13 protein-coding genes are annotated in these 19,259 nt (G+C 71.8%); 12 read left to right on the top strand and 1 reads right to left on the bottom strand.

Annotated elements, in window-relative coordinates; all coding sequences use genetic code 11:
• The first annotated feature begins 328 nt into the window (after nt 1-328).
• Genes O0S08_RS46195 through O0S08_RS46210 form a run of 4 tightly spaced genes read left to right on the top strand, consistent with a single transcriptional unit; the run spans nt 329 to nt 5,107 of the window.
• Nucleotides 329-1,525 (top strand): sensor histidine kinase, encoded by a 1,197-nt coding sequence (locus O0S08_RS46195; RefSeq protein WP_269035919.1) that lies wholly within the window; start codon nt 329-331, stop codon nt 1,523-1,525.
• Nucleotides 1,522-3,054: a PAS domain-containing sensor histidine kinase gene (locus O0S08_RS46200; RefSeq protein ID WP_269035920.1), complete on the top strand. Its 1,533-nt coding sequence runs from the start codon at nt 1,522-1,524 to the stop codon at nt 3,052-3,054. Before O0S08_RS46195 ends, O0S08_RS46200 begins: the two co-directional genes overlap by 4 nt.
• Nucleotides 3,051-4,355 carry an adenylate/guanylate cyclase domain-containing protein gene (locus tag O0S08_RS46205; protein ID WP_269035921.1) on the top strand — a complete coding sequence of 435 codons (1,305 nt, stop codon included), beginning with the start codon at nt 3,051-3,053 and terminating at the stop codon, nt 4,353-4,355. The genes O0S08_RS46200 and O0S08_RS46205 overlap by 4 nt, the downstream gene beginning before the upstream one ends.
• Complete coding sequence (locus O0S08_RS46210; RefSeq protein WP_269035922.1) at nt 4,352-5,107, top strand: amidohydrolase family protein; 756 nt, start codon at nt 4,352-4,354, stop codon at nt 5,105-5,107. Before O0S08_RS46205 ends, O0S08_RS46210 begins: the two co-directional genes overlap by 4 nt.
• Before the next feature lie 439 nt (nt 5,108-5,546).
• Here O0S08_RS46210 and O0S08_RS46215 read toward each other — a convergent pair whose 3' ends face one another.
• Nucleotides 5,547-7,460: an ABC transporter ATP-binding protein gene (locus tag O0S08_RS46215; RefSeq protein ID WP_269035923.1), complete on the bottom strand. Its 1,914-nt coding sequence runs from the start codon at nt 7,458-7,460 to the stop codon at nt 5,547-5,549.
• 629 nt (nt 7,461-8,089) lie between these two features.
• Here O0S08_RS46215 and O0S08_RS46220 point away from each other — a divergent pair.
• From O0S08_RS46220 to O0S08_RS46255, 8 genes are all read left to right on the top strand, one after another.
• The gene (locus tag O0S08_RS46220) at nt 8,090-9,397 is read left to right on the top strand and encodes a vitamin K epoxide reductase family protein (RefSeq protein WP_269035924.1); all 1,308 of its coding nucleotides are present in this window, start codon (nt 8,090-8,092) and stop codon (nt 9,395-9,397) included.
• Nucleotides 9,390-10,448, top strand: a complete 1,059-nt coding sequence (locus O0S08_RS46225) for a hypothetical protein (RefSeq protein WP_269035925.1) — start codon at nt 9,390-9,392, stop codon at nt 10,446-10,448. Before O0S08_RS46220 ends, O0S08_RS46225 begins: the two co-directional genes overlap by 8 nt.
• 397 nt (nt 10,449-10,845) lie before the next feature.
• A complete protein-coding gene (locus O0S08_RS46230; protein WP_269035926.1) occupies nt 10,846-11,811 on the top strand; it encodes a TlpA family protein disulfide reductase in 966 nt (321 codons plus the stop codon).
• An 8-nt stretch (nt 11,812-11,819) separates the two neighbouring features.
• Nucleotides 11,820-13,352: a carboxypeptidase-like regulatory domain-containing protein gene (locus O0S08_RS46235; RefSeq protein ID WP_269035927.1), complete on the top strand. Its 1,533-nt coding sequence runs from the start codon at nt 11,820-11,822 to the stop codon at nt 13,350-13,352.
• Nucleotides 13,353-13,619: 267 nt separating this feature from the next.
• Nucleotides 13,620-14,792 carry a DUF4215 domain-containing protein gene (locus O0S08_RS46240; RefSeq protein ID WP_269035928.1) on the top strand — a complete coding sequence of 391 codons (1,173 nt, stop codon included), beginning with the start codon at nt 13,620-13,622 and terminating at the stop codon, nt 14,790-14,792.
• Between the two features lie 226 nt (nt 14,793-15,018).
• On the top strand, nt 15,019-16,851 hold the full coding sequence (locus O0S08_RS46245; protein WP_269035929.1) for a serine/threonine-protein kinase: 1,833 nt from the start codon (nt 15,019-15,021) through the stop codon (nt 16,849-16,851).
• Between the two features lie 626 nt (nt 16,852-17,477).
• Nucleotides 17,478-17,648, top strand: coding sequence for a hypothetical protein (locus tag O0S08_RS46250; RefSeq protein WP_269035930.1), 171 nt, complete (start codon nt 17,478-17,480; stop codon nt 17,646-17,648).
• Between the two features lie 191 nt (nt 17,649-17,839).
• Nucleotides 17,840-18,976, top strand: a complete 1,137-nt coding sequence (locus O0S08_RS46255; protein WP_269035931.1) for a VWA domain-containing protein — start codon at nt 17,840-17,842, stop codon at nt 18,974-18,976.
• Nucleotides 18,977-19,259 lie beyond the last annotated feature (283 nt).

Consider the following 19,259-nt stretch of genomic DNA (forward strand, 5'->3'; position numbering starts at 1 on the left):
GCGCACGCATTGCGGCGACGCGGCTCGACCTGTCCCTTCGACCATTGTCAAGTCACACCCCTGGTTACACAGCCCATTGCCGCGTCGCGGTGAATCATGCGTCTCCGACCGCGGAGGCCGCAATCGACAGAGTTTGTCCTCAGCACATTTGCCGCGTCCGCGATCGCCCCCCGCACCGTCGCTCGCAGGCCCCAGCCAATCTCTGTCCATGACGTCCAAGGTTCGAAATCACCGTTCCTCGCGATCGCCCATTGACGATGACGCGATTCAGGCCGGCGCGACCACTTGTCCGCCCCGGAGCGGGGGCCTATCCTCGCCCGCGATCGGCATGGACGAGTCGATGATGACGCTGCGCCGGCTGCTCACGGTCCACGACGAGGCCATCATCGAGGCCGGCACCGCGTGGGTGCGCGAGACGGCGGCGGTCGATCTGGCGGAGCGGCCGGTGAGCGAGACGCGGGCGCTGGTGGCCGAGAGCGTGCGGGCCTACGCCGCGCTGCTGCTGGCCGGCGACCCGCGGCCGCGCGACGCCTTCATCGAGCGGGTCACCACCCTGCGCTCCTCGCTGCGGTTCCGGATCTCCACGCTCCTGCGCGGCTTCTTCTCGTTCCACCGCGCGTTGGAGCCGATCCTCGCCCGCCACAGCGTCCCGGACCACCTCGCCTTCGACATCCTCCGCCGCGTCGACGCCGCCTGCTTCGAGGCCGCCTCGCTGACCGCCGACACCTACGCGCGCAAGCTCCACGACGTCGTCGACGACGCCCAGCGCGAGCTGGTCCGACGCGAGAAGCTGGCCGCGCTCGGCGGCCTCGTCGCCGGCGTCGCCCACGAGATCAACACCCCGCTCGGCGTCGCCATCACCGCCGTCTCGCTCGCGCAGGATTGCTTGCAGGAGCTGAGCGACGCCTTCGAGGCCGGCGCCCTGCGCCAGCGGGACCTCCGCGACGGCCTCGGGCGCGCCCGCGAGGCCGCCGGCATGGCCCTCGGCAACCTGCAGCGGGCGGCAGGCCTCGTCACCGGCTTCAAGCAGCTGGCAGTCGACCAGAGCAGCGAGTCGCGCCGCACCCTCGCGCTCGGCGCCCACCTGCACGAGCTCCTGGCCAGCCTGGCGCCGCTGTACCGCCGCGGTCCGCACCGGGTCGACGTCGACGTGCGGGCCGACGTAGTCGCCACCACCTACCCCGGGGCGCTCGCGCAGATCGTCACCAACCTGCTGCACAACGCCCTCGTGCACGCATTCCCGCCGACGAATGTCGGGACGGTCCGCTTGTGGATCGATCGGGCCGACGACGGGCAGGTCGAGCTCGGCTGCGCCGACGACGGCGTCGGCATCCGGCCCGAGCTGCTGCGGCGGATCTTCGAGCCCTTCTTCACCACCGCGCGCGGCAGCGGCGGCAGCGGGCTCGGGCTCCACATCGTCCACAACCTCGTCACCGACCTGCTGTGCGGAACGATCCGCGCCGAGTCCGAGCCCGGACGCGGCGCTCGCTTCACGGTCCGCTTCCCCGCCGACGCCGGAGCATGACCCCACCCGACACCCCTCGCTTCTCGCCGCGGGTCGCCCCCGCGCCGGTCATCCCGCACCTCGGGCGGCTCGAGCTCGACCCGCGGCTCGTCGTCCGCAGCTTCGACGCCGGCTTCGCCGCGATCGCGGGCGAGCGCGCCGACGAGGTCCTCGGGCGCCCGCTCGACGCCCTCTTCAGCGTCCGCGACCGCCGCGGGATCCTCCGCTTCGACGAGCTCATCAGCCACAGTAACGCCGACCACATCGACCTCCACATCGACCTCCGCCTCGGCGGCCGCGACGTCCTCGCCCGCCTCCTGCTCTCGCGCACCGAGGTCGGCTGGCTCGCCTTCATCGAGGACCTCGGCGGCGCCGGCAACCTCGTCCACGAGCTGGCCCAGAGCCGCGAGCTGTGGCGCGAGGTCGTGCATCAATCGGCGGAGGGCGTCGCGGTGCTCGGCGGCGACGGCAAGCTGCTCGAGTACAACCCCGCCTTCTTTCGCCTGCTCGACCTCCGCTCGACCCGCAACATCGCCCTGAGCGAGGAGGCAGTGCGCGGCGCGGCCCTGGTCGACCTCCTGATCGACGACTCGCTCGCCCCCTTGCGCGACCGCCTCGCCGGCCGCCCGGGGCTCGGCCGGGAGCTGCAGCACCGCGGCCGCTGGCTCGAGTTCGCCGCCCGCCCGCTGGCCCTGCCGCGCCAGCGGTTCGCCGGCGTGTGGCTGTCGCTGCGCGACATCACCGAGCGGCGCCGGGCCGAGCGCCTGCGGGCCGCCCTCGACGCCGCGCGCGAGGAGCTCCTGCGCAAGGAGAAGCTGGCCGCGCTCGGCGGCCTCGTCGACGGCATCGCCCACGAGATCGGCAACCCGCTCGGCGTCGCGGTCACCGCCGCCAGCCTCGCCCAGGACCAGCTGCGCGAGCTCCAGGCCTCGTTCGAGGCCGGCATCCTGCGCCAGCGCGACATGCGGCACCACCTGCAGCAGGCGCTCACCGCCGCCGAGATGGCGCTCGCCAACCTGCGCCGCGCCGCCACCCTCGTCGCCGGCGTCAAGCAGATCGCCGTCGACAGTTCGGAACAGGTCCGACAGGACATGTCCGTAGGGACATTCGTCGGCGCCGTCGTCGCCAGCCTGAGCCCGCTGACCGCCTGCACCCCGCACCGGGTCTGCGTCGACGTCCGCGCCGACCCGGTCGTCTCGGGCTTCCCGGCCGCGCTCGGGCAGATCGTCACCAGCCTCGTGCACAACGCCCTGACCCACGCCTTCCCTGCGGGCCGGCCCGGCCGCATCGTGGTGTGGGTCGACCAGGTCGCCGGCGACCTGATCGAGCTCGGCTGCCGCGACGACGGCATCGGCATGACCCCCGCCGTCTTGCCGCGCATCTACGAGCCCTTCTTCACCACCGCGCGCGACCACGGCAGCGGCCTCGGCCTCTACATCGTCCACAACCTCGTCACCGACCTGCTGCGCGGCACCATCGCCGCCCGCGCCGCGCCCGAGCGCGGCACCACCGTCATCGTCCGCTTCCCCGCGCGCCCCGGAGACCCATGACCGCCCAGCACGACGACGACCTGGTCCGCTTCTCCGCCGACGACGAACCCGCCGCTTCGCCCCCGCAGGGTCCGCCGTGGAAGATCCTCGTCGTCGACGACGACCAGGAGGTCCATGACGTCACCCGGCTCGCGCTCGCCGGCCTCGCCGTCGACGGCCGGCCGGTCGCCCTGTGCTCGCTGCACAGCGCCGCCGCGGCGCGCGACACCCTCGCGGCCGAGCGCGACATCGGCGTGGTCATGCTCGACGTCGTCATGGAGTCGGAGCACGCCGGCCTCGAGCTGGCGCGGTGGATCCGCGACGACCTCGGCGATCGGCACGTCCGCATCGTCCTGCGCACCGGTCAGCCCGGGCACGCACCTGAACACAAGGTCATGTCCGACTACGACATCCACGACTACCGCGACAAGACCGAGCTGACCGCGCGGCGGCTCGCCACCACGGTCCTCGGCGCCCTCCGCTCGTACCGCGACCTCCTCGCGCTCGCCGAGCTGCACCGCCGCGAGCGCGCCCTGAGCAACGCCTGCGCCCGCTTCGTCCCCGCGCGCCTCTTGAACCTGCTCGGCCGCGACGACGTCGCCGACGCCGTCCTCGGCGACCAGGTCGAGCGCGAGATGACCGTCCTCTGCGTCGACCTGCGCGACCTCGACGACCGCCCCGCCCCGGCCACCGTCGCCGCGCTCAACGGCCTGTTCGCCGCCCTCGTCCCGCCGATCCACGACCACGGCGGCCTCGTCGCCCGCTACCTCGGCGCCGGCCTCGTGGCGGTGTTCCCCGACCCGCCGGTCGCAGCAGTGCGCGCCGCCCTGGCCGTCCTCGCGCGCGCGCGCGACCTCGGCGTCCGCGTCGGCATCGGCGCCCACCTCGGCCCCGTCACTCTCGGCCTCGTCGGCGCCGACGACCGCATGCAGGGCACGGTCGTCGCCGACACGGTCGACCTCGCCGCCGCGATCGAGCGGCTCACGCGGCGCTTCGACGTCGACCTCCTGCTCACCGGGGCAGCGCACGCCCGACTCCCGCCCGACCTCGCCGCCGACAGCCGCCCCCTCGGCACCGGCCGGCTCGGCGGCAAGCAGCGCCCGCCGGCGATCTTCGAGCTCTTCGCCGCCGACCCGCCCGCGCAGCGGGACAGCAAGCGGGCCACGCGAGCCGCCGTCGTCACGGCCGTGCGGGCCATGGACGAGCGGCGCATGGCCGAGGCCGAGCAGGTGCTCGCCGGGCTGCTCGGCGAGACCCCGCACGACCTCGCCCTGGCCGTGCTACGGGACGAGTGCCGGCGCCACCGGGCGACCCTCTCATGATCTTCGACGCCCACCTCCACGTCATCGATCCCCGCTTCCCGCTCGTCCCCAACCACGGCTGGCTGCCGGCGCCCTTCGATGTCCCGGAGTACATGTCCCATGCGACAGCTCTCGACATTCGCGGCGGCGCCGTCGTCTCGGGCTCGTTCCAGGTCTTCGACCAGACGTACCTCGAGGACGCCCTCGCGCGCCTCGGCCCGACTTACGTCGGCGTCACCCAGCTGCCCGCCGACGTCGCCGACGCCGAGGTCCTGCGCCTGACCGCGCGCGGCGTCCGGGCCGTGCGCTTCAACCTCCGGCGCGGCGGCTCCGCCGACCTCGCCGACCTCGAGCCGCTGGCGCGCCGCGTCCACGACCTCGCCGGCTGGCACGTCGAGCTCTACGTCGATTCCGCCGACCTGCCCGACCTCGCCGCGCGCCTGCGTGCATTGCCGCGGGTCAGCATCGACCACCTCGGCCTGTCCGCCGCCGGCCTGCCGACCTTGCTCGCGCTGGTCGAGCGAGGCGTCCGCGTCAAGGCCACCGGCTTCGGCCGGGTCGACTTCGACGTCGCCGACGTCCTGCGCCGGATCGCCGCAGTCGACCCCGGCGCCCTGATGTTCGGCACCGACCTCCCCTCGACCCGCGCCCCCCGCCCCTTCACCCCCGCCGACATTCTTTTATTACAAGACGCGCTCGGCCCGGAGCTCGCCCGTCGCGCCCTGTGGGACAACGCGCTCGCCTGGTACCGCCCGCCCGCCTTCATCGAGTGATTTCCGGGCCTCCTCGCACGGGCCGCCGCGACATCGATCGAACCTGCTCGTTGGACCCCCGCGACGTTGATGCTCTCCGCCTTCACCCATGGAGACCCGGCCAGCAGACGTCGACCTCCTCACTCCTCTCGGCCTCCTCGTGCGAGCTGCCACCGCGCCGAAAAAACCTGTTCTTCGGGTCATGCTCTCCACAGCCCGCGCCGGTCATTCTCTCCGCCCTGGACCCGGCCAGCAGACCTCGGCCTCCTCGCACGAGCCGCCACGGCCTCGACAGCACCTGCGCTTTGGGTCATGTGGCCCTGCCCCGCGTCGTTGATTCTCGCCCCTCCCACCCCGGCCAGCAGACGTCGACCTCCTCGCGCGCACGTCCGCACAGCCGCTCTCTCCGTCGCTCCTCCTCGCCCTCTATGGAATAAGAGAAGGACGAAAGCCCCCGGCCTCACTCCTCCGCGCGCGCCTCCTCGCGCAGGCGCCCGTTCACCAGTCGTACCGTCCGGCCCGGGCACAGCGCCACGAAGCGGGCGTCGTTCGTCGCCACCAGCGCCGCCCCGCCGCCAGCCGCGTGCTCGCGCAACAGCGTCGCCACCAGCGCTCCGCCCTCGGGGTCGAGCCCGTTGCTCGGCTCGTCGAGGATCCACAGCTTCGGCGCGCCGATGCTCGCCGCCGCCAGGTACGTCCGCTTCACCTGTCCGAAAGACAAGGTGCGCATCCGCTGATCCATCACCGGCGCCAGGCCCAGGCGCGCGCACAGCTCCGGGCTCGGCGGAGGCGCCCGCTTGATCGCCGCCACCAGCGCCAGCAGCTCGCGCACCCCCAGGTCGGGGAACGCGTCGGCAGTGTCGGGCGCGTAGCTCAGCGCCCGCCTGCCGGCCGCGCCCTCGCTCAGCCCCGCGCCGGCGACGGTCACCGATCCGCGATCCGGCTCGACCAGCCCCGCCGCGATCCGCAGCAGCGTCGACTTGCCCGCTCCGTTCTCGCCGAGGAGCAGCGCCACCTCGCCCGCCGCGCAGCGCAGATCGACCGCCTCGAGCACGATCCGCGTCCCCAGCCGCTTGCGCACCCCGCTCATCTCGAGCACCACTGCCTCACCTCCAGTCGCCGGCGATCGCTCCTGCCTGCCCGATCGCACATGTCCGATAAGCCACACCAGCGATACCGCCAGCCCCCATCCCAGCACCGCGGTCGTCGGCAACCACGCCAGACCTGCCAGCGCCAGCGTCGCCGCCAGCAGCACCGCCAGCACCTGGCGGCCCGCGCTGCGGCTGCCGAACTGCTCGGCCCAGCGCGCCGACAGCCCCGCGAATACCAGCAGGCTCGCGCCCGCCAGCCCGCCCGCCAGCATCAATCGCGGCGTCCCCGCCATCTCCGTCGCCAGCGCCAGCGCGGCCCCGCATGCCGCCCCGAGCCCGGCGCCCAGCCCCGCCAGCGCCAGCGCCATCGCTCCCCGGCGGATCCGCACCGACGCCCCCGCCATTCGCAGCAGCCACAGCGCGGCTTGCTCGATTCGCAGCAGCGGCCCGCTCGCCGCCGAGCCTGCGATCAATCCCGCCGGCACCATGAATCCGCACAGATAGATCTGCAGCCCTGAGGGATCTTCCACCTGATTGGTGCGCGACGCCAGCCACGCCGCCGCAGTCGCGAGGGCCATCACCAGCGCCCCGCGAGCCAGCACAGCCGCCTGTCCGCGGGCCACGCCGATCATCAGCGCCAGAGCCAGCATCCACGGCGCCGGCAACACCCTCTTCGCCAGCGCGCGCCCCCCTTCCGATCGCGTCGGCGCGGCCAGCCAGGCCGCGCGCAACGTCAGCAGGGCGATCGGCCAGGTCGCCACGGCCAGCATCAGCGGCGGCGCCAGCACCAGCAGGGCAGTCACTGCCGCCACCACGATCCACCACCCCCGAATCGCCTCGGGCCGCGCCAGCAGCACCCCGTGCCCCGCCAGCGCCCCGCCGAGCGCCCCTGCGCCCGCCAGCGGCCCGCCGCCGAGCCCCCACATCAGCGCCCACAGCGACTCGGCCGCCAGCGACAGCCCCACCAGGATCGTCCAATGCCACGAGCGCGGCGCCGGCAACGAGCGCAACCACCAGCTCGACCTGTCCTGCCACAGCGCCGCCATCGTCGGCGTCAACGCGATCAGCCACGCGCCCCACAGCAGCGTCCGCGCCAGCGGCGACGCCTCGGCCCCCTCCACCACGGTCGCCGTCGTCAGCCCGTTGCCGCCGAACAGCAGCCCGCCCGCCGCCAGCAGCCCCACGTACACCGGCAATCCCCGCCGCAGCGCCGCCGCGCCGGCCGTCAGCGCCAGCGCTCGCGCCAGGGCCCACGCGGCCGGCAACTCGGCGAGGGCACGCACGACCGCCACGCGCCTTGCCATCGCAGGACCCGCGCCGCCTGTCAACGCCTTGCCCGCCCCCGCCTCCCGGCGTCCTTCCCGCGGAACCCGCTCGCCCCCCGTCATTCCTCGCCCTCAACCACGAGCGCCCTCGACTCCATCCCACCCCGAATCACTCCTCGCCCGGTCCGTCCTCGCCGTCCTCAACCACGAGCGCCCTCGACTTCATCCCGCCGCGCATCACTCCTCGTCCCGGTCCCCTCCCTCATCCGCCACAAACCACGAGCCCCTCCACTCCATCCCGCCGCGCATCCTCCTCGCCCCGGTCCCTCATCCGCCTCAGACCACGAGCCCCTCCACTCCATCCCGCCGCGCATCCTCGCCCCGCACCATCGCGACCTCGCAAGTTCGAGGTCGACCATGGCCTCCGTTCCTCCTCCACTGTCGCCATCGCCCACCTGAGCCCCGCGATCTCACCCATCCCCCCGAGAAAACCTCCGCCCCGAACCCACCAACCACGCTTGGCTCCCCCACCCAACCGCAGTTGGTGCCCCCTCCCTCGCGCGCTTGCAACCTCTCGCCTCCTCGGCATTCCGGCCCTGGCCCGCTCCTTGCTCGGACGGCGCCGCCCCAACGGGCGCTGGCGCTTCATGGCTTCGGAACTGCAACGAACGGCCCGCCCCCTCGCCCGCGAGAGCCTCGGCGCGATCGCCCTCTTGCTCTTCAGCGCCCCGGCCCTGGTCTTCGGCATCTTCCTGACCGCCCTCAAGCTGCGCACCGAGCACCGCTGCGACGGCTTCATGGCCAACGCTTGCAGCACCGGCTGCGGCATCGCCCTCTCCGACCCCTGGTCGCTCGTCTTCGGCGTCCCGCTCTCGGCCTACGCCACCGCCTATTACGCGGTCCTCGTGCTGCTCGCCGCATTCGTCGGTCTGTGGCCGACCACCTTCGTCGCCCCCGCGCGACTGCCATTATTATTACTCGGCCTCGGCGGCCTCGGCGTCTCGCTCGTGCTCGGCCTCTACCTCTCGTTCGGCCTCGGCAGCTGGTGCGAGCTGTGCACCCTGCTCTACCTCGCCAACCTCGGCGTCTTCCTCGCCGCCTGGTTGCTCGCGCCCGAGGGCCTCGTGCCCACCCTCCTCCGCGGCTGGCGACGCATCGAGCTGGTCGGCCTCACGATCATCACGGTCACCGTCGCCGCCTTCCTCTCGCTCGTCCTGGTCCAGCGGCGGATCTACAACGAAGCCGCCGCCGCCGCCGCCCGCGACCGGGCCCAGTTCACCAGCCTCACCTGCTCCGAAGAGCAGATCCGCGCCCTCCCGCCGACCCGCCTCGCCTTGCCCGCCGCCGGCGACACCGAGGTCGTCGCCGCCGTCTTCATCGACCTCGCCTGCGCCCACTGTCGCAAGGAGCTCGGCTTCTGGCGCGACTACCAGCGCGGCCTCGATCCCCAGCCCGCGCGGCCCCGCGATCGCAAGTCGCGGCCGCGTCCTGGCCTGCGGGTCGAGTTCTTCCACTTCTCCGCCGACCCCGCCTGCGGCTCGCTCGACAGCCCCGCGCTCCAGCGCAACCAGTCGTGCAACGCCGCGATCGCCCTCGAGTGCATGCACACCCTCGCCCCCGACCCCGAAGATCCGCTGCGCCACGCCGAGCGCCTGTTCGCCCTCCAGGACGGCCCCGAGCCGTTCTTCGCCCTCGGCCGCCTCGCCGGGCTCGAGGCCGAGGTCCCCGGCCTGCTCGCGTGCATGGACACCGCCGCCCCGCTCCAGCGCGTGCGTCGGCACATCGCCTTCGGCGTGCAGGCCGGCCTGGACGCCCCGCCCTCCACCTTGCTCGTCCCCTTCGCCGACGGCCGCCCGCACGGCCGTCCGGTCGCCTTCCGCGGCGGCGGCAAGTCGCTCGAGTTCGTCGACAACGCGGTCGCGGAGGCCCGAGTCAGGAGCCGCAGCGATGACTGACAGCACCCCGCCGGTCCGCGTGACCGAGGCCGACCGCACCGCCACCGCGCTGGTCTACGGCCTCTTCTTCGCCATGAGCGCCTTCATCGCCCTCAGCCTCTACATCGGCGCCAACTTCCTCGCCCCGCGCGTCCAGGCGCCCGGCGGGCCGACCCGGGGCTGCCGCGACGACCTCGCCGACCAGTGCGCCGAGGGCGAGGTGTGCGAGGACAGCGTCTGCGTCCCCGACCCGCGGGCGATCGACTGCCCCGAGGGTGCCCCGTGCGGCGCCTGCACCTGCATCTACCCCATGACCTGCGGCGACGAGCAGGTCTGCCGCAGCCGGCCGCCGCCGCCGCGCACCTGTTCGCCGCGGGCCGCCGAGTTCGTCGAGGAGATGCTGGCCTATCAGGTCCAGTGTGTCGCCAACGCCGGCGGCCAGGAGCTGTCGAGCTGTCCGACCACCAACGTCAAGGACTTCCTGCTCTCGCACGAGAAGTTCGACGCCCTCCTGCAGGAGTTCCCGAACGGCCTCGTGTTCCTGTTCCCCAACGGCCAGCCGGTCGTCGCCGGCCTCGAGTCCGAGGCGCAGCAGAACTGGCCCGACGAGGCCACGCGGAGGTTCTACAGCGCCGCCATCGCCGACAAGGCCAGGTCCTTGCTCGCCGCCCAGCACGTCGTCATCGTCGGCCGCGCCAGCAAGGGCAACACCGCCACCAGCTTCGCCTACGCCCAGGCCCGGGTCCGCTTCGCCCGCAACGCCGTCCTCGACGCCCTCACGCGCACCCCCGTCGAGCGGGGCGAGCTGTCGAAGAAGCTGATCGAGTTCGCTCTCGGCGCCGAGCGGCCGCTGACCCTCGAGTTCTTCCTCCTCAACCAGCTGCCGGTCGTCTCGTGGAACGCCGACTCCCGGCGCCAGCTGTCGCGCGTCCTCGAGAGCGCCCGCAACAACGTCCCGCCCGGCAAGACCGACCGCAAGGCCGTCGAGGACCTGATCAACCGCTCGGTCGCAGTGTTCGCCATCCCGCCCGAATGCGTCGCCGCGGCTGGCAGACACCCCGGAGCACCATGACCCTGAGAACATGCTCCCAAGGACATCCCCGAGCGGACACCCGAGCCCGCTCCCGGCACGCACTCACGGTCGCAAGCCCGTCGCGGAGCGATCGGCTGTTCTATGCCCATGTTCGCCGTCGCGTCCGAATGCGTCGAGGACACGCCCGGACGGACACCCGAGTCCGCTCGCAGCGCGCGATCCCTCCCCGCCCCTGGCGATCGCCTCGCCGCGATCCGCGGGCGCTCCGGAGCCTTGCGACGGCAAGAACATGCTCTCGAGGACATGCCCGAACAGACACCCGAATCCGCTCCGGATCCAGCCTGACCGTTCGGACAGCCTCCTGGGCGCCTCCCCCCACGACCAGTCCGCTCCGCGTCCACGTACGCAGGCGCATCCTCGCGCCGCAGGGGGCCTCATGACCGATCCGACAGGCGCTTCGGGACATCTCGCTTTCACAAAGATTTCGCCGCGCGTCGTCGCCTTCGGCGGCGGAGCCCTGCTCGCGCTGTTTCTCGGCCTCGGCCTGTGGGCGTTGCAAGATCCACCGTTCGACGCGCCCGAGACGTCGCCACCCGAGACCCGCGCCCCGTTGTCCGACGCGCCCGAGCCGCCTCCCCCCGTCCCCGAGCAGCCGTCCGAGGTCGTCGAACAACAGCCCGAGCCCCATCCCGTCGCGCCGGCGAGCGCGAACCCGGTCGTGATCAAGCCGGCGCGCGAGCTCAACAAATTGCTCGCGCAACGGTTTCAGTTCACGCGTCACGACGGCGCCCCTGCCTTCGCCCACCTGCGCAGCGCGCTGGGGCCCGAGCGGGCCGTCACCGTGCTCAACGTGTGGGCCCCGTACTGCGAGCCGTGCAAGCGCGAGTTCCCGGCCTTCCGCGCCTTGCAGGCGGGTTGGGGGTCCGACGTGCGCTTCATGCCGATCCAGCTCGGCGAGGGCGAGCCGGGCCCGCTCGCCGACATCATGCCGATCGCGGCGCATCACCTCCTCGACTTCGTGCCCGGGGGCGCGGTCCAGAGCACCCTCGCCGAGCTCGGCCTCCTCCCGACGAACGCACCGATCCCGATCACCCTCGTGCTCGACTGTCGCCACCAGCTGCGATTCCTGTCCGCGCAGGAGATCACCGACATGCAGGAATTCGAGCGGCTCATCGGCGAATTGCGGCGCGAGCTCGACACTGCCGCCTGTCGACCTGTCGCCGCGCCGGCCGGCCCGCAAGCGATCGCCCACTGCGGCGACGGCAAGTGCGAGCCGCTCGGCGCCGGCGAGGACTGCCTGTCGTGCCCGGCAGATTGCGGCTGCAAGCCCGGCCAGCTGTGCGCGACGCAAGCCGGCGCCCGGGACAAGCTTGGTCACGTATGCATGGATGAGTTACAGTGAGCACCGTCATGCGCTCCTCGCAATTCCTCAGCGCGCTCCTCGGCGTCAGCGTCCTCCTCGCCTCGCTGCCGGCGAGCGCGATGCAAGCCGGAGCGCCGGCCGCGAGCGCGCCTGCGGCCGCCTCGGTCGCCGAGGAGGACGCCGAGGCCAAGCAACTGTTCGGGGCCCGCAAGTATCCCGAGGCCGCCGTCGCCTTCGAGCAATTGTTCGCCGCCTCGCCCGCCCCGAAGCACCTGTTCAACGCCGCCATGGCGCGCGAGCTCGCCGGCCACGAGGGTCACGCCTATCTGCTGCTGCGCCGCTACCTCGCGCTGCCCGGGCTGCAGTCCGCCGAGCTCGAGCGCGCCGAGGATCGGCTCGCGGCCCTGCAGCGGCGCACCGCCGCCGTGCGGATCGATCTCCAGCCCGCCGACCTGTCCGCCCGCGGCCTCCAGCTCACCGTCGAGCGCGGCCCGTCGAGCGGCGCCAACGACGTCGGTCGCGCCCCCCTCGTCCTCGCCGGCGACCTCCTGGTCCTCCTCGCGGTCGCCGATGCACCTGGCTCATACGACATGTTCCTCGAGCAAGGTCCGTGGATCGTCGCCGCCCGGGCCGACGGCCACGAGCCCGCGCGGCAGGAGCTGGCTGTCGCCGGCAATCAGGCCCAGGTCGCGCTCACCCTCGCGGCCAGCGCCCCGCCGGAGACCCCGGTCGCCTTCACCCTCGGCCCGGCCGACCTCGCCGGCCCCGTCGAGCTCACCCTCACCCGCGACGGCGGCCAGCCGACCCACGAGTCCGTCACGCGCCCCACCGGCGCCTGGATGCTCGCCCCCGGCACGTACCGTCTCAGCCTCCGCGCCGCAGGGTACGCCCCGCTCGACCGCACCTTCACCGTCGACGCGCAGCCGCTCACCCTCGACCTCGTCCTCCGGCCCGAGGCCGCCACAACACCAGTCCCGCCCGCTCGGCGACCGCCGCCGAGCGCATGGGTCGTCGGCCTGGGCGCAGGTGCCGGCACGAGCGTCGTCGTCGGCGCAGTCTTGCTCGGCGTCGGCGGCTCGGGGTGGTCGACCACCCTCGATCGCTACGGTCAATACGCCGGCGACGACGCCATCAATTGGCACACCGCCAGCAGCAACCTCTTCAGGTCGTGGACCCTCTACGGCGCCGGCGCCGGCCTCCTCGGCAGCGGCGTCGGCCTCGGCCTCGGGGCCGTCGGCATGCACTTCGCCCCGCGCATGAAGAACCCGCGGCACCTGTGGGCCGCAGGTGCCGGCATCGGGGCCGCGCTCGCCATCGCCGGCGGCCTCCTCGTCGGCCGCGCCGGCCTCGGCCTGCAGGCCACGCAATGGGCCCACGCCGACCGCTTCGCCGCCCTCGACGCCAGCGTCACCGACGCCTACGCCGGCAAGAATCACCACATCGGCCTCAGCGCCGCCCTCCTCGGCTTCGGCGCCGGCCTCGGCCTCGCCAGCGTCCTCGGCCTCGTCCGCAAACCCGCCCCGCGCAAGACCACCCTCGTCCCCACCGGCACCGGCCTCCTGGTCACCGGCCGCTTCTAGCGCCGCCGTTCCCCGCACCGCTCTCATGCGAATCGCGCTCGAACGCCCTCAATTCCGGAACGCTGCCGTTCCCCGCACCGCTCTCATGCGAATCGCGCCCGAACGCCCTCAATTCCGGAACGCTGCCGTTCCCCGCACCGCTCTCATGCGAATCGCGCCCGAACGCCCTCAATTCCGGTCGAGCCGCTCGTCGCCTCGAAGACCCCGCCGCCGAGGCCTCCGGTTCCGCGCGCCCGGCCCTTCGTCCACCGCCTCTCAGGACGTCCCATGCTGACCCGCACCCTGTTCGCCCTCGTCCTCCTCTCGAAGCCCTTCGTCTGCGTCCCCCAGGCCAAGGAGGCCGCGAGCGACGCCGGCACCACGACGGACACCAGCACCGGCACCACGACGACCACGGGCGACATCGACACCACGGATTCGACCGTCACCACCTCGACCGAGACCACCGGTGTTCCGGCCATGTGCGGCAACGGAGAGGTCGAGGGCGGCGAGGAGTGCGACGACGGCAACGACGACAACACCGACGCCTGCCTCATCAACTGCATCGATGCCTTCTGCGGCGACGACTTCGTCCAGGCCGGCGTCGAGGAGTGCGACGACGGCGACCAGCTCGACACCAACGACTGCACCGCTGCCTGCAAGAAGCCCTACTGCGGCGACGGATTCGAGCACGAGGGCGTCGAGGAGTGCGACGACGGCAACGACGTCGACACTGACGACTGCACCAGCGATTGCAAGGCTCCTGTCTGCGGCGACGGCATCCTCACCGGCACCGAGCTCTGCGACGACGGCCCCGCCAACCTCCCCAAGGAGACCGCCCAGCCCACCGACTGCACCACCGACTGCCGCCCCGCCTGCGGCGACGGCACCGTCAGCACCAGCGAGGAGTGCGACGACATGAACGACGCCCTCGGCGACGGCTGCACCCCCACCTGCGAGCACGAGTACCTGATGTTCGCCACCAAGGAGGTCTTCTCCGCCAACCTCGGCGGAGTCGCCGGCGCCGACCAGAACTGCCAATCCGCCGCCACCGCCGCCAACCTCCCCGGCACCTACGTCGCGTGGATCAGCATCGAAGGCGCCGACGCTTCCGCCGATCTCCCCGCGGGCGAGCCCCTGTTCCGCCTGGACGGCCTACCCATCGTCACGACCGCGTCCGATCTCCACAAAGGCGGCGCCACGACGCTGATGAACCCCATCAACCTCGCCGAGGACGGCAGCCCCGTCGAAGGCTACGCCTGGACCGGGACCAGTTTTACTGGCCAGGCATCCGGCAGTGACTGCACTGGTTGGACGATGAGCAATATGACGATTGCCACCATCGGAAACAGCAACAGTTCAACATCTACCTGGACCAATGATTCGGGCCCGGACCCTTTCACTCAGGTGCAGTGCATTGCAACCAATCGTCTGTTTTGCTTCCGCAAGCTCGAGCCCTAGGCAGACATCGGGTGACCGACTGACATAGAAGCAAAGCCTTTCACATGATGGACGGCGCATCGCCTGTCGATCGCCGTGGCTGCACTCGCGGGCTCGCGCCGTCGCGTGCCCGCCGCGGAGCGGGAACCGAGTGTCTCCGCCCGCCCCCCAACTGCAGTTGGCGAGAAAGCACAAGTTGCCCGCCATATCCCCCTACCGACAACGATGCTAGATCGTCGATGAGGCCATGTCCGGCACTGCCAAGCTCGTCACGAACCTCGTCGGCGCCCGTTTGGGCGACCGTTACGTGCTCGAGGAGAAGATCGGCGCCGGCGGTTTCGCGGTGGTGTATCGCTCGCTAGACACGCGGATCCACAAGCAGGTCGCCATCAAGGTGCTCGACCGGGCCAAGGTGCAGAACCTGCGCGACATCGCCCGGTTCCGCAACGAGGCTGCGATTGCGGCCTCCATCGACGACGAGCACGTCATCAAGATCACCGATTACGGTGAAGAGGGCACGATCTTCTATTACGTGATGGAGCTGCTGCGCGGGCACACCTTGCGCAGCGTCCTCGGCATGCACGAGCGGCTGCACTGGCAGCGCGCGTGCGACATCTGCGAGCAGGTCTGCTGCGCGCTCGAGCTGGCCCACGAGCGCACCATCATCCACCGCGACATCAAGCCCGAGAACATCTTCGTCGAGTTTCGCCGCGGCGCCGAGAACGTCAAGCTGCTCGACCTGGGCATCGCCAAGGTGCTGCACGAGTGGGACGGCCTGATCGGCAACCTCTCGACCACGGGCGACTTCATCGGCTCGCCGGCCTACATGGCCCCGGAGCAGGCCAAGGGCACCAAGCACTGCGACTCCCGGGTCGACCTCTACGCGCTCGGCGTGGTGCTCTACGAGCTCGTCACCGGCGCCGTCCCGTTCCGCGGCGAGTCGGCGTGGGAGACGATGCTGCTGCACGTCGAGCAGCCGCCGCCGCCGCTGGCCCGGCGCGCGCCGGGGGTCGAGTTCCCACCCGCGCTCGAGGCGGTCCTGCTGCGCGCGCTCGCCAAAGATCCAGCACGCCGATTCCAGACGGCCATCGACCTGCGCGACGCCCTCCGCGCGGTCCGCCTCAGCCAGCCGGCCGTCGCCTACGAGCCGCTGGTGTCGTCGTCCGGGCCGCTCAAGCAGTCCGGCGAATCGCCGGGTATCCGGGCCGAGCGCAGGCCGACCCCTCACCTGTCTCGAGGGCCAGCTGTTGCCATTGCCGCGCCGATGCCCTCTCCGGCCGCCGCACCGGAGACCGTGCCGACGCACCTCACGCCCGCGACCGCCCCGACGCGGACGCTGCTGCCGGCTCCCGCGGCTCCGCCCGTCGACGCGCTGCCGCTGCGCTGGCGCAGCCGGTTCTTCCTCGCGTACCTCACCGTCGGTTCGCTGGTCGCGACCTGCGCCACCAGCACCCTGGCCACAGTCACCCTGCAGCCCGACGTGCTCGACCGCTTCCAGCGACCGCACCCGGTCGTGCACCTCGATCCGGACATGCTCGACGACGAGCCCGAGCCCCTGCTCCCGCCCCCGTCGGCACCCGCGCCCCGGCCTCCGCCCCCGCCCGCGCTCGCGTCGGCGAGCCGCGATTTGGGCTCGCCGTTCGACCACCTGCTCCTCGCGCCACCGGAGCCGTCCGCACCGCCCGAGGCCGGGGGCACCGAGGAACGGGCCCGGCCCGAGCGTCCCGCCGCGCAGGCATCGTCCTCCGGCAAGTCCGCGAAGCCGACGAGAGCCGAAGGCGGCGAGGCCCCGGTCGCTCGCCGGCCGACGATGGCGACGATGGCACGTCGCGCCGCGCTGGTGATCAAGGAGGCCTGTCTGATCACCCCCTTCTCGCCGCTGAAGGAGGCGCAATACACGGTAACTTTTGAAATTCACCCGATCACCGGCGACATCGAAGGCGTCTCGGCCGCCGGCGACGTGCCGCCGCTGCGCCAGCCCGAATGCGTCAAGAGCCGCGCCAAGGCGCTCGTCAAGAGCTTCTCCGGCGCCTTCGACATGAAGCCCGAGTACCGCCATTCGTATACCGTCGTCCGCTGATGTCGAGCCTGCGCGTCCACCTCGCGCTCGCCGCCGTCGCCCTCGACGTTTCCGCGAGCGTCGCCACGCCGCCCGTCCAGGCCCGACGACACCTTTGGACCGTCGCCCGACCTGGCCCGAAGAACACCTTTGGACCGTCGTCCGACCTGGCCCGAAGACACCTTGGACCGTCGCCCGACCTGGCCCAAGAGACACCTTGCTCGATCGCCTCGCGGTCCGCCTCGCGGCCGAAGCCCACCTGTGCCAGCTCGAGGTCCAGTGGTGCCTGCAGCCACCAGGGCTTCGTCGGCACGAGAGCGTCCACCTCTCGCCCTCCACTGCACCTCGTCCACGCAGCCTTACCTCTCGCTCTCCGGCCCCCTTCGCCACGACTGCCCAAGCTGCATCGACGCCATGCTCGGCGCCGCGTTCGCCGCGCGCGCAACCGCTCACTCCGGGCGCCGCGTCTTGCGCAGTCAGCAGACGGCGCTATTTGCGCAGCCACCGCAGCCGCCGCCAACCTGGCTACGACCTGTTTGCGGGACCCCTTGCAGAATTATGCGCGGCGCACGCAGCGCGATTGCTTCTCGCCGTGGGCATACCATGCAGGGGATCACGGTGCCTCACTCGTTCCCACAGAGGAAACCATGCGTGATCACAACGAGACCCATCAGTCCCCCGAGCATCGGGAGCACCCGAACATCCCGCTGGCGATGACCGCCGCGGACGACGCCCCGTTTACGGTCGCGCCCAGCTTCTCTCCGTGGGGTGGCGACAACTTGGAGGAGTACGAAGAACACCCGTGCTTCTGGTCGTAACTGCTCCTCGGGACAGGTCCCCTGGGACAGGCTCGTCTCGCGAGCCCAGGGGGTGAATTCCAAGGCGCTACCGGCGATCGCGCGAAATTGCACCGAAAGGCGTAAAAGTCGCCGTGGAAGGCGCCGGGCCGATTGACAAGCGACGGGCGGTCGGACGAATTGGGGCCGTGCCGACTGTCACGCCCCTCAAAGTGCGCATTCGCCGCGCGTTCTCTCGACTGTTCGATTCGCGGCGGATCGGCCGCAGCATCGCCCTCGGCGCTGCGCTGTCCGTGCCCCTGATCGCCTGCACATCCCTGACCCTGACTCGCCTCAACTCGGCGCAGAAGAAGCCCAACAACGTGTGGGTGTTCTTCACCGTCGAGCAGAACGAGGAGCCGGTCGCCGGCCTCCAGGCCGAGGACTTCCAGATCTACGAGGACGGTGACCTGGTCTCGACCTACGAGAGCAAGCAGGTCATCCAGAACCCCGAGGTCGCGGCGGTCATGTACACGATGCTGCTGCTCGACGTGTCGGGCTCGGTGTCGGAGTCGGGCTCGGCCGACCAGCTGGTCGACGCAGCCCAGCTGTTCACCGACCGCGTGGGCAAGACCCAGAAGGTCGGCGTCTACGCGTTCGACGGTGAGAAGGAGCTCCACTCGGTGACGCCCTTCACCGAGTCGGAGGGCGCCGTCTCCGGCGGCCTCGACGGTCTGCGCACCTACAAGCCGAAGGACCCCTCGACCAACCTGCACGGCGCGGTCATGGAGGGCCTCAAGGAGCTCAAGAAGTCGCTCGACAAGGAGAAGAAGCCGCTCAAGTTCGGCACCCTCGTCGTGTTCACCGACGGCACCGACCGCGCCGCCCGCTTCAGCCGCGAGGACATGAAGCAGGAGATGATGAAGGAGCAGTACAAGGACTACGAGGTCTACGCGATCGGCGTCGGCGCGGAGATCAAGAAGGCCGGCCTCGGCGACATCGGCCGCGACGGCACCGAGCTGGCGACCGAGCAGGCCGGCGTCAAGCAAGCCTTCGAGAAGGTCGCCGACCGCATCGAGAAGCACACCAAGCGCTTCTACCTGCTGTCCTACTGCACCCCGGCGCGCAAGGGCACCCACACCGTCCGCATCGTCGCCAACAGCAGGGACCCCAAGGGCTCCGGCGACCTCGAGTGGGACTTCAACGCCGACGGCTTCGGCCCCCCGCCCGACTGCGACCCCAACACCCCGCCCGTGTTCCCGCTCAAGACCGGCGAGCTCGTCGACACCGGCAAGATCCAGGGCGACAGCGGCAGCGGCGGCAAGGTCAAGGTCAAGGCCTCGGCCTCCGCCTCCGCCTCCGCCAACTGAGCCGCCGCGGCGCGCCGACCTCCGGCGAGTCTCCGCGAACGGGCATGTCCTTGTGGACATGCCCGTTCGCACATGTGCGAACATGCAGCAGGACCTGCCCGCATGACCGCCTCGTACGCGCGCCCCGGAAGGAGCCCCGCTCCCGGCAGATCGCTGCGCCGCGTGACCCATCCACGAGGCGTCCGTTCACGCGACCAAAACCTCGCTCTCGTCGGGTCACCGCGCCGCGCGACCATCCGCGAGGCCCCCGCTCGCCCGACCGAGCCTCGCGGCAGGCCGCCGC

Source organism: Nannocystis punicea, assembly GCF_026965555.1.
Taxonomy (GTDB): Bacteria; Myxococcota_A; Polyangia; order Nannocystales; family Nannocystaceae; genus Nannocystis; species Nannocystis punicea.

Excerpts from the sequence above, each read along its gene's own strand:
- O0S08_RS46230 (WP_269035926.1), top strand. The coding sequence starts at position 10,846 with ATGACCGATCCGACAGGCGCTTCGGGACATCTCGCTTTCACAAAGATT.
- O0S08_RS46205 (WP_269035921.1), top strand. The coding sequence starts at position 3,051 with ATGACCGCCCAGCACGACGACGACCTGGTCCGCTTCTCCGCCGACGAC.
- O0S08_RS46245 (WP_269035929.1), top strand. The coding sequence starts at position 15,019 with ATGTCCGGCACTGCCAAGCTCGTCACGAACCTCGTCGGCGCCCGTTTG.
- O0S08_RS46195 (WP_269035919.1), top strand. The coding sequence starts at position 329 with ATGGACGAGTCGATGATGACGCTGCGCCGGCTGCTCACGGTCCACGAC.
- O0S08_RS46225 (WP_269035925.1), top strand. The coding sequence starts at position 9,390 with ATGACTGACAGCACCCCGCCGGTCCGCGTGACCGAGGCCGACCGCACC.
- O0S08_RS46250 (WP_269035930.1), top strand. The coding sequence starts at position 17,478 with ATGCGTGATCACAACGAGACCCATCAGTCCCCCGAGCATCGGGAGCAC.
- O0S08_RS46240 (WP_269035928.1), top strand. The coding sequence starts at position 13,620 with ATGCTGACCCGCACCCTGTTCGCCCTCGTCCTCCTCTCGAAGCCCTTC.
- O0S08_RS46235 (WP_269035927.1), top strand. The coding sequence starts at position 11,820 with ATGCGCTCCTCGCAATTCCTCAGCGCGCTCCTCGGCGTCAGCGTCCTC.
- O0S08_RS46220 (WP_269035924.1), top strand. The coding sequence starts at position 8,090 with ATGGCTTCGGAACTGCAACGAACGGCCCGCCCCCTCGCCCGCGAGAGC.
- O0S08_RS46200 (WP_269035920.1), top strand. The coding sequence starts at position 1,522 with ATGACCCCACCCGACACCCCTCGCTTCTCGCCGCGGGTCGCCCCCGCG.
- O0S08_RS46210 (WP_269035922.1), top strand. The coding sequence starts at position 4,352 with ATGATCTTCGACGCCCACCTCCACGTCATCGATCCCCGCTTCCCGCTC.